Source organism: Pseudonocardia alni (assembly GCF_002813375.1).
GTDB classification, from domain to species: Bacteria; Actinomycetota; Actinomycetes; order Mycobacteriales; family Pseudonocardiaceae; genus Pseudonocardia; species Pseudonocardia alni.
In genome coordinates this window covers 5639186-5654113 of sequence record NZ_PHUJ01000003.1, presented here as the reverse complement: position 1 = coordinate 5654113, position 14928 = coordinate 5639186, and the positions used below count along the sequence as shown (strand labels likewise).

The 14928-nt window shown below is 74.2% G+C and carries 15 protein-coding genes; 10 read left to right on the top strand and 5 right to left on the bottom strand.

All coding sequences use genetic code 11. The features are described 5' to 3' along the window. Positions 1–754: 754 nt before the first annotated feature. From ATL51_RS27665 to pqqE, 8 genes are all read left to right on the top strand, one after another. Entirely contained in the window at positions 755–1903 is a 1149-nt protein-coding gene (locus tag ATL51_RS27665) for a hypothetical protein (protein ID WP_100880390.1), read from the top strand. 23 nt (positions 1904–1926) lie between these two features. Continuing rightward, a complete protein-coding gene (gene rnhA / locus ATL51_RS27660) occupies positions 1927–2418 on the top strand; it encodes a ribonuclease HI (protein ID WP_073576963.1) in 492 nt (163 codons plus the stop codon). 24 nt (positions 2419–2442) lie between these two features. After that, positions 2443–4572, top strand: a complete 2130-nt coding sequence (locus ATL51_RS27655) for a prolyl oligopeptidase family serine peptidase (RefSeq protein WP_100880389.1) — start codon at positions 2443–2445, stop codon at positions 4570–4572. Positions 4573–5291: 719 nt separating this feature from the next. After that, a complete protein-coding gene (pqqA, locus tag ATL51_RS27650) occupies positions 5292–5384 on the top strand; it encodes a pyrroloquinoline quinone precursor peptide PqqA (RefSeq protein ID WP_073577122.1) in 93 nt (30 codons plus the stop codon). 64 nt (positions 5385–5448) lie between these two features. Further along, entirely contained in the window at positions 5449–6363 is a 915-nt protein-coding gene (gene pqqB, locus ATL51_RS27645; protein WP_100880388.1) for a pyrroloquinoline quinone biosynthesis protein PqqB, read from the top strand. Further along, on the top strand, positions 6364–7050 hold the full coding sequence (pqqC, locus tag ATL51_RS27640; protein WP_100880387.1) for a pyrroloquinoline-quinone synthase PqqC: 687 nt from the start codon (positions 6364–6366) through the stop codon (positions 7048–7050). Then, positions 7037–7393 carry a pyrroloquinoline quinone biosynthesis peptide chaperone PqqD gene (gene pqqD / locus ATL51_RS27635; RefSeq protein ID WP_073576967.1) on the top strand — a complete coding sequence of 119 codons (357 nt, stop codon included), beginning with the start codon at positions 7037–7039 and terminating at the stop codon, positions 7391–7393. The genes pqqC and pqqD overlap by 14 nt, the downstream gene beginning before the upstream one ends. After that, on the top strand, positions 7390–8478 hold the full coding sequence (gene pqqE, locus ATL51_RS27630) for a pyrroloquinoline quinone biosynthesis protein PqqE (protein WP_100880386.1): 1089 nt from the start codon (positions 7390–7392) through the stop codon (positions 8476–8478). The genes pqqD and pqqE overlap by 4 nt, the downstream gene beginning before the upstream one ends. Before the next feature lie 46 nt (positions 8479–8524). On the opposite strand, the gene ATL51_RS27625 is transcribed toward pqqE, so the two are convergent. Continuing rightward, positions 8525–9163, bottom strand: coding sequence for an SMI1/KNR4 family protein (locus ATL51_RS27625; protein WP_073576969.1), 639 nt, complete (start codon positions 9161–9163; stop codon positions 8525–8527). A 185-nt stretch (positions 9164–9348) separates the two neighbouring features. Between ATL51_RS27625 and ATL51_RS27620 the strand changes: the two genes are divergently transcribed. After that, a complete protein-coding gene (locus ATL51_RS27620) occupies positions 9349–9666 on the top strand; it encodes an FKBP-type peptidyl-prolyl cis-trans isomerase (RefSeq protein ID WP_073577123.1) in 318 nt (105 codons plus the stop codon). Further along, positions 9663–10166, top strand: a complete 504-nt coding sequence (locus ATL51_RS27615; protein ID WP_100880986.1) for a metallophosphoesterase family protein — start codon at positions 9663–9665, stop codon at positions 10164–10166. Before ATL51_RS27620 ends, ATL51_RS27615 begins: the two co-directional genes overlap by 4 nt. 7 nt (positions 10167–10173) lie before the next feature. Here the strand turns inward: ATL51_RS27615 and ATL51_RS27610 are convergent, their stop codons facing one another. From ATL51_RS27610 to ATL51_RS27595, 4 genes are all read right to left on the bottom strand, one after another. Beyond that, positions 10174–10407 (bottom strand): hypothetical protein, encoded by a 234-nt coding sequence (locus ATL51_RS27610; protein ID WP_100880385.1) that lies wholly within the window; start codon positions 10405–10407, stop codon positions 10174–10176. Between the two features lie 19 nt (positions 10408–10426). Further along, entirely contained in the window at positions 10427–11533 is a 1107-nt protein-coding gene (locus tag ATL51_RS27605) for a sodium:calcium antiporter (RefSeq protein ID WP_073576971.1), read from the bottom strand. Between the two features lie 202 nt (positions 11534–11735). After that, positions 11736–12830, bottom strand: coding sequence for a TerC family protein (locus ATL51_RS27600; protein WP_073576972.1), 1095 nt, complete (start codon positions 12828–12830; stop codon positions 11736–11738). Between the two features lie 260 nt (positions 12831–13090). After that, complete coding sequence (locus ATL51_RS27595) at positions 13091–14785, bottom strand: metallophosphoesterase (RefSeq protein ID WP_208623090.1); 1695 nt, start codon at positions 14783–14785, stop codon at positions 13091–13093. Positions 14786–14928: the final 143 nt, after the last annotated feature.

Below are 14928 nucleotides of genomic sequence, written 5' to 3'. Positions count from 1 at the left end.
CCGGTGGAGCGCGGGCCGAGCAGGCCGACATCGAGGCACAGCAGCACGATGAGCCCCGCTGCGCCGCCGAACACCGCGACCGGCCCGGCCGTGGCCGGCCGCGAACACGATGCCGAGCACGCCGATCGCCAGCACCGAGCCGATGATCAGCCACTTCCGCTCGAACCGATCGACCAGCGGGACCGACGCGAGCGAGCCGAGCGGGTACCCCGCGAAGCTGAGCGCGGCGTAGCCGAGCGACTCGCCGATGTCGAAGCCCGTGGCCACCAGGACCAGCGGCGCGAGCGTGCCGAAACCGTGGTAGGCGACGGTGTACGCCCGGGCCCGACGACACCACCGCCGCCGTGCCGACCGGGCCGAGCGCCCACTCGCGGGCCAGGAGCGGGGCGAGCACGCCGCCGAGGATCACCTCGTCCAGGTCGACGAACGACCCGATCCCCCCAGGACGACGAGTCGCCGGTGCCACCCCGACAGCGGCAGCGACTCCAGCACCGCCGCCGGTCCGCTCGTGGCTGTCGTGGGCCGTGCCTCGGTCGTCGCCGCCCCGGCAGTCGCTGGCATTGCTCACGCTTCCACGCCAACGATGGCGTGCGGTGACCGGTACGAGACGGGCGGCGTCCGGCAGGACCGCCGGGAGGGGCACGACAGACGGTCGTCGTGCACGGACGGTCACCGTGACGAGGCGACCGGCCGCCGTTACTGCTCCGAACGGCCGCTGTCGGGGGGCGGTCGACCCGCTTAGCGTCCCGGACCGATGAGCGCTCCCCACGCCGACGACCGCACCCCCGCGCGCCCGGAGGGCCGCCGCAACGGGCATCCGACGACGCTGCTGTCCGGCGCCGCACCCACCGACGGCGACCCGGCCCCCGGCACCGCCGCACCCACGCCCGGCCCGGTCCCCGCCCCGCGCGCCGGGGACGGGACCGCCGACCCCGCCGGGACGCCGCCGGAGCCCGCACCGGAGCCCACCGAGCTGACCGGACCGGTGGACGTACGGAACCGGCCGGGCCCGCGGACCCCGCCGATGCCCTGGCCCGCCGTGCCCGCCGAGGAGCGGTCGGTGGGCGGGGTCCCCGCACAGCGGACCGGCCCCGGCGGGGCAGGGAGCGACCGGACCGGCGGAGCCGCACCGTCCCCGGCCCGTTCGGCCGCCGGTCCGCACGCGCCGTGGACCGCGGTGCCGGCGCCCGGACGCGCCCCCTCCCCCACCGCGCCCTGGGCGGAACCGGTCCAGGGCGGTGCGCGCGCCGCCGCGCCCGTGCCGGTCGTCTACCCGCCCGGGCACGCCGCGTCCGGGACCCCCGCCGGCCGCTGGGACGCCCTGCGCGACCGGCTGTCCGCGGCCCGGCTCCCCGACGGCGGGCTACACGGCGCCGTCCCGCACCGGGCCGCGGCGATCGCCGTGGCCGCGACGCTCGCGCTGGCCGCGGCGGTGGTCGTCGCCGCCTACGTGGGATCCGAGCGCACCGGTGACCCCGGTGCGCCGCAGGGGTCCGGCACCGGTACCGCACCGGTCGCGGCGCCGTCGGACCTGGTCGCGGGCACCACCGCGGCCGACCCGGCCGCGTTCGGGTCGCCCGCGTCGTTCACCTCCCCGACCGGCAACATCTCCTGCCGGATCACCGGCGGCGCCGGGGACGGCGCCGTCCGCTGCGACGTCACCGCCCGCACCTGGTCGGCGGGTGACTGCCCGGACGCGGCGCTGGTCACCGGCGGGCCGGCGGGTGCCCGCACCGAGTGCGGCGGCGCGCCCGTCGGCTCCGGTGCGGCGGTGCTCGACTACGGCACCCACCTCACCGAGGGCGACGTCACCTGTGTGAGCTCCCGGACCGGCGTCGAGTGCCGCGACGCCCGCACCGGCGCCGGGTTCACCGCGGCGAGGGCGGCGTACCGGCTCTACTGAGCCGACCGCTAGCGTCACCGGCCGTGAGCACCGCCGACCCGTCCGTCGTCGTCGAGATCTTCACCGACGGTGCCTGTGTCCCGAACCCGGGACCGGGCGGGTGGGGTGCGGTGCTGCGGTACGGCAGCCACGAGCGCGAGCTGCACGGCGGCGAGCCGGAGCGCACGACGAACAACCGGATGGAGCTGACCGCCCCGATCCGCGCGCTGGACGCACTGACCCGGCGCAGCGTCGTCCACCTGCACACCGACAGCACCTACGTGCGCAACGGCATCACCCAGTGGCTGCCGCGCTGGCAGGCCCGCGGCTGGCGGACCGCCGCCGGGGAGCCGGTCAAGAACGACGACCTGTGGCGCGAGCTCGACGCCGCCGTCCGCCGCCACGACGTCACCTGGTTCTGGGTGAAGGGGCACGCCGGGCACCCGGAGAACGAACGCGCCGACCGGCTCGCGGCCCGCGGCTGCGAGGAGGCGGGCGGACGCGCGTCCGGCACCCGGTCCACACGCGTCCGGTGACGCCGCCGGGATAACGTCGGCCGCGTGGCCGACTCGTTCCCCCGCCTGCACGCGCGCACCCGTCGCTTCACCCTCGGGGTCCCCCGTGGGTTCACCGTCGCCCCGGACGGGTCCCGGGCGGTGTTCCTGCGCAGCCGGTCCGGCACCGACCCGGTCACCTGCCTGTGGTCGATCGACGCGGTGACCGGCGCCGAACGGCTGCTCGTGGACCCGGCGTCGGTGCCCGGGCTGCCGGGCGAGGAGGACCTGCCGGCCGCGGAGCGGGCCCGGCGCGAGCGGGTCCGGGAGCAGGCGGGCGGCGTCGTCGGCTACACCACCGACGCCGCGGTCACCCGAGCCGTGTTCGCACTGTCCGGGCGGCCGTTCACCGTCGCGCTGACCGGGGAGCCGGACGTGCGGCCGCTCGACGTCGGCGACATCGAGGCCGTGGTGGACCCGCGGATCGACCCGAACGGCGCCCGGGTGGCCTTCGTCGCCGAGGGCGCGCTGCACCTGCACGACCTCACGACCGGCACGACGACGGCCGTGCTCACCCCCGACGGCGACGACGTCTCCTGGGGCCTGCCCGACTTCGCCGCGGCCGAGGAGATGGACCGCCACCGCGGGTTCTGGTGGTCCCCCGACGGCGGCGCGCTGCTCGTCGCCCGGGTCGACGAGTCGCCGGTCGCGCGCTGGCACATCGCCGACCCCGCGCACCCCGACCGCGTCCCGACCACGGTCCGCTACCCCGCCGCCGGCACCCCGAACGCCCGGGTGGGGCTGGTCCTCGTCGCGCTCGACGGCAGCCGCACCCCCGTGACCTGGGACGACGAGACCTACGAGTACCTCGCCACCGCGGGCTGGGACGCACACGGCCCGCTGCTGTCGGTCCAGCCGCGCGACCAGCGCGAGGTCCGCACCCTGGCCGTCGACCCCGCGACCGGGCGGACCACCACGCTGCACTCCCAGACCGACCCGGTCTGGGTGGAGAACGTGCCCGGCGTCCCGGCGCGCACCGCGTCCGGGGCGCTGGTGCGGGCCGAGGACTCCGGCGGGGCGCGCCGGCTCGTCGTCGGCGACGCCTACCTGACCGGCCCGGAGCTGCAGGTGCGCGGGGTCGTCGGCATCGACGGCGAGACCGTCCTGTTCCGCGCCTCGACGGAGCCGACCTCGGTGGCCGTCTGGTCGGTGACCCCGGGGTCCGAGCCGGTCGCGGTGACGCCGACGACCGGGGTGCACGCCGTCGCCGCGGCGGGGGGCACCACCGTGCGCGTGTCCCAGGACCTCGCGACGGCGCCGCACGCCGTGCTCGCCACCGCCGCCGGGGCCGAGCACCCGGTCGCCGGGCACGCCGTCGACCCCGGGTTCGACCCGGCCCCGGTGCTGCACTCCCTCGGTGAGCGGGAGCTGCGCACCGCGGTGTTCCTGCCGTCCGGCCACGTGCCCGGCACCCGGCTGCCGGTGCTGCTCGACCCCTACGGCGGCCCGCACTCCCAGCGGGTGCTGCAGGCCCGCAACGCGCACCTGACCAGCCGCTGGTTCGCCGAGCAGGGTTTCGCCGTGCTGGTCACCGACGGACGTGGCTCCCCCGGCCGCGGCCCGGAGTTCGACCGCGCGATCCACGGCGACCTGGCGGGACCGGTGCTGGAGGACCAGATCGCGGCCCTGCACGCGGCCGCGGAGGCCTACCCCGACCTGGACCTGGGGCGGGTCGGGATCCGCGGCTGGTCGTTCGGCGGGTACCTGTCCGCGCTGGCGGTGCTGCGCCGGCCCGACGTCTTCCACGCGGGCATCGCCGGCGCGCCGGTCACCGACTGGACGCTCTACGACACCCACTACACCGAGCGCTACCTCGGGGCGCCGGGCGGCGAGCCGTACCGCCGCTCGTCGATCATCGACGACGCCGCGACCCCGCCGACCGCGGACCGGCCGCACCGCCCGCTGATGGTCGTGCACGGTCTCGCCGACGACAACGTCGTCGCCGCGCACACCCTGCGGCTGTCCTCGGCGCTGCTCGCGGCGGGCCGGGCGCACCAGGTGCTGCCACTGTCCGGTGTCACCCACATGACGCCGCAGGAGGTCGTCGCCGAGAACCTGCTGCTCCTGCAGGTCGGGTTCCTCCGCGACGCCCTCGTCGCGCGGACCCGGAGCGCGGACCACTCCGATCCGGTGTGACTCCGGCCACATGAGGCCGCCGCGGCGACCCGGTGCACGGCGCCCGGTCCGGGCACGGTCGAACGGGCGCCGCGCGGCGGGATCCGTCGTACGACACGCTGACGGCACCGGAACGAACGGTACGACGTGCGCCACCGGCGGCGTGACCGACGGACGGACGGGCGGACGGGGCGCCGGCACGCCGCGGGCGGGGCCCGCGCACCATCCCGCCGCCGGGCGCACATCATTGGGTGAAACACCTGTTTCGGCGACGGGCGACCACAGCACGCACCGGGGAATTCACCGGCCGGTCGTCGGACTGCGCCCCGCTCCGACATCGTCCGGCCGGCGTCGGGGATCGGCGCACCGCACGTCAGAGGCTCCGCCGGGGTCCGGAGCCGGATCGCCGTCACCCCTCCGTTCCGTGGGGGAAATGCGTCGGCACTGCCGAGCAAGATTCATTTCGCTGCCATTCCGGCCCGGCCCGACGACATTCTTTCATTGATCATCCGTCGTATGGTGAACGCCGTTTGCGGGTACCTCTGAGCTGCTGGATGTCCCTCTCGCCGCTATCATTGCGATCGGTTCGCAGCGAGCGGAATGCCGGGGTTGACACTCCTCCCCGGTCGGTGTGAAAGTGATCACCCAGCGGCCCGGGGAAATGAGATCCCGGGGGTGGGGTCACCTGCCCTCCCGAACCGGAACCGCACCCCACGATGACGTGAAGGGAGGTGATCGCCATGGAGCCGACCACCGACTGGGAGGCGCCGGAGTTCGAGGAGATCGGCTGCGCGCCCGAGGTGACGATGTACATCGCCCGTACCGAGGCGTGAGGCGACCCGACGGCCGGGGGCGCGCGAACCGCGGGCCCCCGGCCGTCGACACGGGAGGGGTGCGATGAGGATCCGGGTGCTGGGCGCCGCCGCGGGTGGCGGGTTCCCGCAGTGGAACTGCGGTTGTCCGGGCTGCCGCGCGGTCCGCGACGGCACACGGCCGACGACCCCGCGCACCCAGTCCTCGATCGCCGTCAGCCCCGACGGGGAGCGCTGGTGGCTGGTCAACGCCTCCCCCGACGTCCGCACCCAGCTCGCCGACTCCCCCGCCCTGCACCCGACCGGCGACCGGACCACGCCGCTGCACGGTGTCCTGCTGACCGACGCCGAGATCGACCACACCCTCGGCCTGGTCCTGCTGCGCGAGGGCCGCGGTGTGCACGTGCACGCCACCGCCGCGACGGAGCGGACCCTGCGCACCGGGACGGGCCTGCTCACCACCCTGGAGCGTTTCTGCCCGGTGACCTGGACCGAGGTGGTTCCGGGAGCGGAGCACGACCTCGGCGGGCTCGTCTACCGGGCGTTCGACGCCCCCACCGCCAAGCACGACCGGTTCGCGCCACCGCCGGCCGGATCGGGCACCGGCACCGACGGCACCGGTCGCGTCGTGGGGTACCGGTTCACCGACCCCGCGACCGGGCGGTTCGCCGTCCATCTTCCGGGCGTGCAGGAGCTGACCCCCGCGGTGCTCGCCGAGATCGACGGGGCCGACCTGCTGCTCGTCGACGGCACCACGTGGTTCGACGACGAGATGGTCCGGCTCGGGCTGGCCGCGAAGACCGCGCACGACATGGGGCACCTGCACGTCGGCGGTCCCGGTGGGAGCCTGGAACGGCTCGGCGGGCTGCGCGTGGGCCGCACGGTGTACGTGCACATCAACAACACCAACCCGATGCTGCTGGACGACTCCGACGAACGCGCCGAGGTGGAGAAGGCCGGCGCGCTCGTGGGGTACGACGGTCTGGAACTGGAGGTCTGAGTGACCGCATCCGACGCACTCGTCGAGCGGCTGCGGGCGCACGCCGCGAGCTATCACAGCGCCCACCCGTTCCATGTCCGCATGAACGACGGGACCCTGACCCCCGACCAGATCCGCGGTTGGGTGGCGAACCGGTTCGCCTACCAGGAGGCGATCCCGGTCAAGGACGCCGCGATCCTGTCGAACTGCCCGGACGTCGCGGTCCGGCGGCGCTGGATCAGGCGGATCACCGACCACGACGGGACGGCCGAGGACGGGCCCGAGAGCGGCGGCATCGAGGCCTGGCTGCAGCTGGGTGAGGCCTGCGGGCTGACCCGGTCGGAGATCACCGACCACCGCCACGTGCAGCCCGGCGTGCGCTTCGCCGTCGACGCCTACATCACCTTCGCCCGGACGAAGCCGTGGGTCGAGGCGGTCGCCTCGTCGCTGACCGAGCTGTTCGCGCCCGACCTGATGGCCGAGCGGCTGGCCGCGTTCGAGAAGTACTACACCTGGATCGACCCGGCCGGGCTGCAGTACTTCCGCAACCGGCTGTTCCAGGCGCCCCGCGACTCCGAGCACGCGCTCGAGGTCGTGCTGGCGCACTGCCACACCCCGCAGGAGCAGGACGCCGCGGAGGCCGCCCTGTCGTTCAAGTGCGACGTCCTGTGGGCGGTCATGAATGCGATCGATCATGCCTACGCGTGACAGCGCGACCGGCGCCGCGAAGGTCCCCCCGCAGCGGCGCGGCGACGGCACGGGCCGGCTGCCCGTGGTCACCGGGGAGTCCCGGCCCCGGCTGGGCCGGCACGTGCGGATGCGGCCGGACCGCCCGACCGGCGGCTGGGTGCTGCTCGGGCCGGAGACCGTCGTCGTGCTGAACCGGACGGGGCACGCCGTGCTGCGGCTGTGCGACGGGCAGCGCACCGTCGACGACCTCGTCGCCGCGCTGGTCGAGGACTTCGACGAGACCGACGCGCTGACCGTGGGCGATCAGGTCCGCGATTACCTCGGCCGGCTCGCGGCGCGCAACCTGGTGGCCCTCGGATGACCGCCGCCGCCCCCCGCCCGTTCGGGCTGCTCGCCGAGCTGACCTACCGCTGCCCGCTGGCGTGCGCGTACTGCTCGAACCCCATCGAGCTCGCCCGCTACGACGACGAGATGACCACCACCGAGTGGCAGCGCGTCTTCACCGAGGCCGCCGCGATGGGTGTGCTGCAGTGCCATCTGTCCGGCGGCGAGCCGCTGTTGCGACGTGACCTGCCCGAGCTGGTCCGCACCGCGTCCGAGCTGGGCATGTACACGAACCTGGTCACCAGCGCCATGGGTCTGTCCCGGCCGCGCGCGATCGAGCTGCGCGAGGCGGGCCTGGACCACGTGCAGGTCAGCGTGCAGGCCGACGAACCCGCCACCTCCGACCGCATCGCCGGGATCCGCTCCTTCGACCGGAAGCTCGAGGCCTGCCGGCTGGTGCGCGAGCTGGGCTGGCCGCTGACCGTGAACGTCGTGCTGCACCGGCAGAACATCGACCGGATCGCCGAGATCGTCGACCTGGTCGAGCGGCTCGGCGCGGACCGGGTGGAGCTGGCCAACACCCAGTACTACGGCTGGGCGTGGCGCAACCGTTCGGCGCTGCTGCCGACGCGCGACCAGCTCGACCGGGCCGAGGAGATCGTCACCGCGGCCCGCGCCCGGCTCGCGGGCCGGATGGAGGTCGTGCACGTCCTGCCCGACTACTACTCGGCGTACCCCAAGCCGTGCATGGGCGGATGGGCGCAGCGGCAGCTGACCGTCGCCCCGGACGGCGACGCGCTGCCCTGTCCGGCCGCGCAGACCCTGCCCCTGCCGCGGGCCTCGGTGCGCGATGCCGGCCTGGCCGAGATCTGGTCGTCCGCACCGCTGTTCACCGCCTACCGCGGCGAGGACTGGATGCAGGATCCGTGCCGCACCTGCGACCGGCGGGAGGTGGACCTCGGCGGCTGCCGCTGCCAGGCGTTCCAGCTCACCGGCGACGCCGCGGCCACCGACCCGGTCTGCCACCTGTCACCGCAGCACGACCTCGTGACCGACGCGGTCGCCCGGGCGAACGGACCGGAACCGGTGGACGTCGAGCTCGTCCCCCGGCCCCACCGCTGACCACGGAGCGTCCACCACCGTGGACGGCCGATCCGGACCGGCCGCGTCAGCGCAGGTGCCGGACGTCCCAGAACCGGTGGTCCGGGGCGTCGTCGCCGGTGTCCTCGCAGACGGGTGCCGGCTCCGCGAGCAACCGGTGCAGGTAGTCGGCCACCCCCGTCGCGACACGGCGGCGCTCGTCCTCGTCCGGCCCGGCGACGACGACCTGCCCGCGCACGCCGCCCGGCTCCGGCACCGTGTCGACGACCAGGGCGTTGCCGCCGCCGTCGACCGCCAGCGGCCACCAGCCCGGATCCCAGTAGCGGGCCCGCACCGGGTCACCCTCCCGCACCGTGATGTGGTCGTCGTCCCCGTCCTCGATGACGTCGAGCCACCCGCGGTACTGCACGACGGCCTCGTCGAGCGGGACGAAGCGGTAGGTCGCGGGGAAGATGCTCGTCGCTACCTCGGGCCGGGGTCCGGGGGCCCGTGGGTGGTCGTTCAGCTGACCGTCGGCGAGCAGGTAGAGCGCGGCCAGGTCGGCGGGGAACGGCGCTCCGAACACGGCCTCCGCGGCCCGGACCTCCTCCGCCGAGGCCGGCGGGCGGACGTTGGCGGTGGCCGGGAACCCGGCCTCGTCGAGCGCGCGCAGCCAGGCGGTCCACACCTCGGCGAGCCCGGCGGACGACGGGGAGGAGTCGCTCATGGGGGCAGCCTCGCACGGCGGGGCGGGCCCCGGGCGCGGACGGTGGAACCCTCTGGCAAGGTCGTGGCGCACCACAGCCTCCTCCCCGTCCGGCCGGAGGAGCACGTCTCCCAGGAGGGTCTCCCGTGACCGCACCGCAGAAGCCCGCTGTCGAGATCGTCGACGGCCCGCTGCCCACCGAGCTCATGACCCAGGACCTGGCCGTCGGCGACGGCCCCGAGGCCAAGCCCGGGGACACCGTCGCCGTGCACTACGTCGGCGTCTCGCAGTCCACCGGCCGCGAGTTCGACAACTCCTACGACCGCGGCCAGCCGCTGCAGTTCGGCCTCGGCGCCGGCCAGGTCATCTCCGGCTGGGACAACGGCGTCGCCGGGATGAAGGTCGGCGGCCGCCGCCGGCTCGTGATCCCGCCGCACCTGGGCTACGGGGCCCAGGGTGCGGGCGGCGTCATCGCCCCGAACGAGACCCTGATCTTCGTCTGCGACCTGGTGGGCGTGCGCTGACCGCGCTCCTGCTGATCTCCGACACCCACCACCCGAGCCGCGGGGCGGCCCACGCAGGTGGGCTCCCCGGGCCGGTGTGGGAGGCCGTCGACGCCGCCGACGTCGTCGTGCACGCCGGTGACTGGTGCTCGGTGGAGCTGCTCGACCGGGTCGAGGGCCGCGCGGCCCGGCTGCTCGCCTGCTGGGGCAACAACGACGGCGACGCGCTGCGCGCCCGGCTGCCCGAGACGGCGCGGGCGACCCTCGACGGGGTCCGGGTCGCCGTCACCCACGAGACGGGCCCGAAGCAGGGCCGCGAACGCCGGGCGCTCGCCGCGCACCCCGAGACCGACCTGCTGGTGTTCGGGCACTCCCACATCCCGTGGGACTCCACGGCCGACGGGTTGCGCCTGCTCAACCCGGGGTCACCGACCGACCGGCGCCGAATGCCGACCCACACCTGGATGACGCTGACCCTGCACGACGGCCGCATCGACGACGTCGTGCTGCACCACCTGTAGCGCCTCCTCAGTCGTCGTCATCGTCGTCGGGCTGCTGCTGCTGCCCCGGCGCCGGGTCCTGCTGCGCCGGGACGGCCGGCGGCTGCCGGTCGTCGTCGTCCATCTGCGTGACCGCCGGCGGGCCGCCCGCGTCGTCGTCATCGTCGTCGCGGGCGCCCTCGCCCGTGCCGAACACGAGGACCAGGCCGATCACGGCGGCCACGACGGCGAGCGCCGCGGACATCCGGTTCTTGGTGAGCATCGTCCCTCCCTGCGGGTGCTCAGTCGTCGACGGGGACGCCGCCGAAGACGGTGAGGCTGATGACGAAGTAGGCGATGTAGAGCGCGAGCAGCACCACGCCGTGCCAGCGGCGGATCCGCCCGGTTCCGAGGAACACCGCGGAGAGCACGGTGAGCGCGAGCAGCACGGGCAGGTGCCAGACCAGGGCCGTCGGGTCGACCACGATCGCCCCGCCGACCAGCAGGATCACCCCGAGCTTGCCGGTCACCGAGAACACGACGCTGCCCAGGACGTTGGCGACGGCGATCTCCGGCGCGCCGCGGCGGGCGGGCTCGACGGTGATCAGGAGGTCCTCCAGCGACAGGGCCAGGGTCGCGATCGTGACCCCGAAGACCGTGCCGCTGATCGCCCAGGTCTCGAGGATGCCCTCGGTGCCCTGCCCGGCGATCAGCGCGCCGACGACGAGCCCGATCAGCGCGATCACGGCGAACAGGATCGTCCGGCCGGGCGGCTGTGCGCGCGCGGCGAGGAAGCCGTCGTCGACGCGCAGGTCCTCGGGCAGCCGGAAGCCGGGCGGTCCGGTGGCCGCGTCGGCCCGGGGCGGACCACCAGGCCCACCCGACCCGGCCGACGCCGTCGCGGTCCCGCCCGCGCCGACACCGGCCTTCTCCAGCTGCTCGTAGACCTCAGCGTTGCGCCAGACGGGCCGCCGGGCCGAGTACTCGCGGTAGGCGATCCAGCCGACGAAGGCGACGAACAACAGGATCAGCACGACGCCGGTGCCGGCGGTGAGCAGCCCGCCGAGCGCGAGCAGGAACATCACCACCGGAGCGGCGACGTAGAGCGCGAGGTAGTCGCGCGGGACCTCGACGCGGGTCGGCGCGATGATCGCGGCGAGCGCCAGCACGACGCCGGTCAGCGCGATCGTGGTGCCGATGACGGCGCCGAGCGCGACGTCGCTGAGGTCCTCCATGTTGAGCACGACGCCGAACGCGAGATCGTCGAACTCGATCCCGGTGAAGACGACGGCGATCAGGAACAGCGAGATCGCCCACCGGCTCGCCACCCCGACCAGATAGCCGATGAGCTTCTCCGCGCTGTAGACCAGCACGGCGACACCCAGAACGAATTCGATCACCGGGATCATGCATCAGCCCCTCGCTACGATGCCAGGATCAACTGATCGTGAACGGGATCACCTGCCGATGCAACACTTGACACGGCAGACGCCATCGTCTCCGCAGGTCACAGGCACGGCGCGCCGAGCAGCGCCGGACACGGGTCCGCCCCGGTGTCCGATGGGGAACCGGACGCCGGGGCGGAGGACTGCCCGCCGGGGAGCGTGGGTCTCAGTCGCGCGGGGGCGCGCTCACCCGGTGGTCGGCCTGCTCGTCCTGGGCCTCGATCCGCGCGGCCTCCTCCTTGGTGCGGGCCAGCGGCGGCGCGGTGATCCCGCTGCCCTGCTCGGCCAGCTCGGGCTTCATCCGGACCGCGACGAGGCTGGCGACCGTGGTGACCGCGAGGACGCCGACGATGACGCCGAGCGAGAGTCCGATCCCGACCTCGGGGACAGGCACCGGCTGCCCGCCGTTGATGAAGGGCAGCTCGTTCTCGTGCAGGGCGTGCAGGGCGAGCTTGACGCCGATGAAGGCGAGCAGCACCGCGAGGCCGTAGGACAGGAAGACGAGCTTGTTGAGCAGCCCGCCGAGCAGGAAGTAGAGCTGGCGCAGCCCCATCAGCGCGAACGCGTTCGCGGTGAAGACGAGGTAGGGCTCCTGGGTGAGGCCGAAGATCGCCGGGATCGAGTCCAGGGCGAACATGATGTCGGTGACGCCGATGGCGATCATCACGATCAGCATCGGGGTCAGCCAGCGCTTGCCGTCGATCTTCACGGTGGTCTTGGCGCCGTGGTAGTCGTCGGTGACCGGGAAGGCCTTGCGGACCCACTGCAGGACCCGGCCCTCCTTCCACTCCTCGTCGTCGCCGCCGGCAGCCTGCTTGACCAGCGAGACGGCGGTGTAGACGAGGAACGCGGCGAAGAGGAAGAACACCCAGCTGAAGCGGTCGATGACCGCCGCGCCCGCGGCGATGAAGATGCTCCGCATGATCAGCGCGATCACGATGCCGACCAGCAGCACCCGGTGCTGGTGGAGGACCGGCACCTTGAACGCGGACATGATGATGAGGAAGACGAACAGGTTGTCGACCGACAACGAGTACTCGGTCAGGTAGCCGGCGAAGAACTCGCCGGCGTAGGTGCCGCCGGAGAAGAACCAGACCCCGCAGCCGAACGCGACGGCCAGCACCACGTAGAAGACGACCCAGCGGGTGACCTCACCCAGGGTCACGGCGTGCGGCTTGTGGTCGTTGAGCCACAGGTCCGCGCCGATCACCAGCACGAATCCGATGATGGTGACCAGCCAGACCCACAGGGGCACGTTCACGAAGTTCCTCCAGACCAGGGCAGCATCAGACAGCCCGAGGTCTCTCCCGCCACGGCAGCCCGTTCCTGCGGCTGCCGGGTGTGGCCGGTGGTGCCGGGTCCGCTCGCGAACCACGCTCGCGACGACACCGTGCTGACGACACCACCGCGGTAGGGATACTCCCCTGCGGTAGGTGAAGTGTCCTCCCTGGTCCGTTGCATGGCGAGTCGGGGTGACCCAGGGCACCCGGTCGGGGCCGGAAGTCGTCCTGTGTGTCCGGTTCAGCGGCGCGCGCGACGGCTGAGCCGGACCATGTCGATCTCCTCGCCGAGGTCGGTGATCGCGTGCACGACGAGACGGGAGTCGGTGCCGCCGGAACCGGGGGCCACCGCGCAGCGCAGGTAGGCGTAGCCGAGGTAGCGGGTCCGCGACCAGGTGACGGTCTCGGCCTGCTTCTGGTCGTCGGGGCCGGCCAGGAAGCTCGTGACCGGCGCCTGCTCGGTCTCGTGGCCGCGGACGCTGTCGGTCTCGCCGGGCTGCCAGCGGTAGCGGGGCCGTCCGCCGGAGCCGACGCAGACATAGGTGGTGCCGTCGGTCTCCGGGTGGACGGTGGAGCGGTCCGGGGCCGGGCGGGTGGGGCGGCCGTCGCGGATGGGGTCGGTGCGCTCGTACTGGTGGTTGTGGCCCTGCACGCACAGGTCGACCCGGTAGCGGTCGCACAGCGGCGCCAGCGCCCGTCGCACCCCGGCGTCGGAGGCGTGCGAGCCCGAGGTGGCGAACGCGCAGTGGTGGAAGAACAGCACGATCCACTCGATGTCCGGGTCGGCGCGCCAGCCGGCCAGGGTCCGCTCCAGCCAGGTCAGCTGGGTCCCGCCGGAGTAGCCGGCGTTGGTCGGGATCTCGGTGGAGAGGTCGTTGGCGTCCACGCTGACGACCCCGACGGTGCCGTGGGTGAACGCGTACACCGAGGGGCAGCCGCGGGGGCCGGTCCCGGGCAGCGCGAGCCGGGCGGCGTGACCGGCGTAGCCGTGCGCGGGGCCGTCGGCCCGGTTCAGGTCGTAGAGCGCCTCCATGTCGTGGTTGCCGGTGGCGAACATCCACGGGGTCGACGCGGCCGAGCGTTCGATCGCGGCGAAGTAGGTGCTCCAGACGGTGGGGTCGAAGCTGTCGTGGGCCTCGTCGTCCTGCGGGGCGCCGTTGCGGACGGGCCTGCCGGCGCCGGAGGGGTCGGCGTAGCAGATGTCGCCGGCGAGCAGGTGGAACGCGGGTGCCTCCGCGGCGACGAGCGCGGTCAGCGCCTCCGCGGGCGCCGGGCTGCGGTGGGTGTCGTCGGGCTTGTAGTGGTTCGGCTCCCCACCGGTGCTCACGCCCTGGTCGGCGAAGGCGGTGAAGGTGAACCGGTGCCGGGTGCCGCGGGGTGCGGCCGTCCGGAACGTGCTGGTGGCGGTGGTCGTCGTCGTTCCGCCGGGACCCTCGATGCGGAACCGGTAGACGTAGCAGCTGCCGGGGGCGAGGCCGTCGGCGCGGGCGTGGGCGAACCACTGGCGGGTGCCGCGGATGCTGCCGTCGACCTGCGGGACGAGGCTCTCCAGGGGGCGGACCTGCACCGGGAGGGTGAGCCCGAACCCGGAGTCGGTGCCGACGTCGACGACCATCCGGCCGGGCGGCGGGGCCGCGGTCAGCTCCCCGGAGAACGACATCGAGCGGGCCGGGTCGGGCCCGTAGGCCAGGTGCCGTCCGACGACGGTGACCGGCGCGGGTGCGGCGGCCGCGGCCACCCCGCGCGCCCAGGACGACCCGGACGCCGCGAGCGTCGCCAGGACTCCGGCGCCGCCGCGCAGCGCGGTGCGCCGGCTGACGGGGTGGCGTCGCAGGAAGGCGGCGAGCCAGTCCTGCTGGTCGGCGATCGTCATGTCGACGGCGAGTGCCCGCGGGACACCGACGCCGGGGGTCTCTCCGGTGGGGTTGACGCTCACACCCGGTGACGGTGCCGGGCCACGGCTTCCGGTCGGCGTTGCACGGCGGAACGTCGGGTGAACGCCCGGCGACACCCGGGGGTCACGCGCCGTTGGTGCGGCATTCATCCCGGGTGCCCGGTTCGCCGGGGCCGGTGCCGGTT

What these genes read in the sequence shown, in the direction of transcription:
- pqqE (WP_100880386.1), top strand. Translation starts at nt 7,390, where the DNA reads ATGACCGCCGCCGCCCCCCGCCCGTTCGGGCTGCTCGCCGAGCTGACC.
- ATL51_RS27665 (WP_100880390.1), top strand. Translation starts at nt 755, where the DNA reads ATGAGCGCTCCCCACGCCGACGACCGCACCCCCGCGCGCCCGGAGGGC.
- ATL51_RS27610 (WP_100880385.1), bottom strand. Translation starts at nt 10,407, where the DNA reads ATGCTCACCAAGAACCGGATGTCCGCGGCGCTCGCCGTCGTGGCCGCC.
- ATL51_RS27625 (WP_073576969.1), bottom strand. Translation starts at nt 9,163, where the DNA reads ATGAGCGACTCCTCCCCGTCGTCCGCCGGGCTCGCCGAGGTGTGGACC.
- ATL51_RS27605 (WP_073576971.1), bottom strand. Translation starts at nt 11,533, where the DNA reads ATGATCCCGGTGATCGAATTCGTTCTGGGTGTCGCCGTGCTGGTCTAC.
- pqqB (WP_100880388.1), top strand. Translation starts at nt 5,449, where the DNA reads ATGAGGATCCGGGTGCTGGGCGCCGCCGCGGGTGGCGGGTTCCCGCAG.
- ATL51_RS27620 (WP_073577123.1), top strand. Translation starts at nt 9,349, where the DNA reads ATGACCCAGGACCTGGCCGTCGGCGACGGCCCCGAGGCCAAGCCCGGG.
- pqqA (WP_073577122.1), top strand. Translation starts at nt 5,292, where the DNA reads ATGGAGCCGACCACCGACTGGGAGGCGCCGGAGTTCGAGGAGATCGGC.
- pqqD (WP_073576967.1), top strand. Translation starts at nt 7,037, where the DNA reads ATGCCTACGCGTGACAGCGCGACCGGCGCCGCGAAGGTCCCCCCGCAG.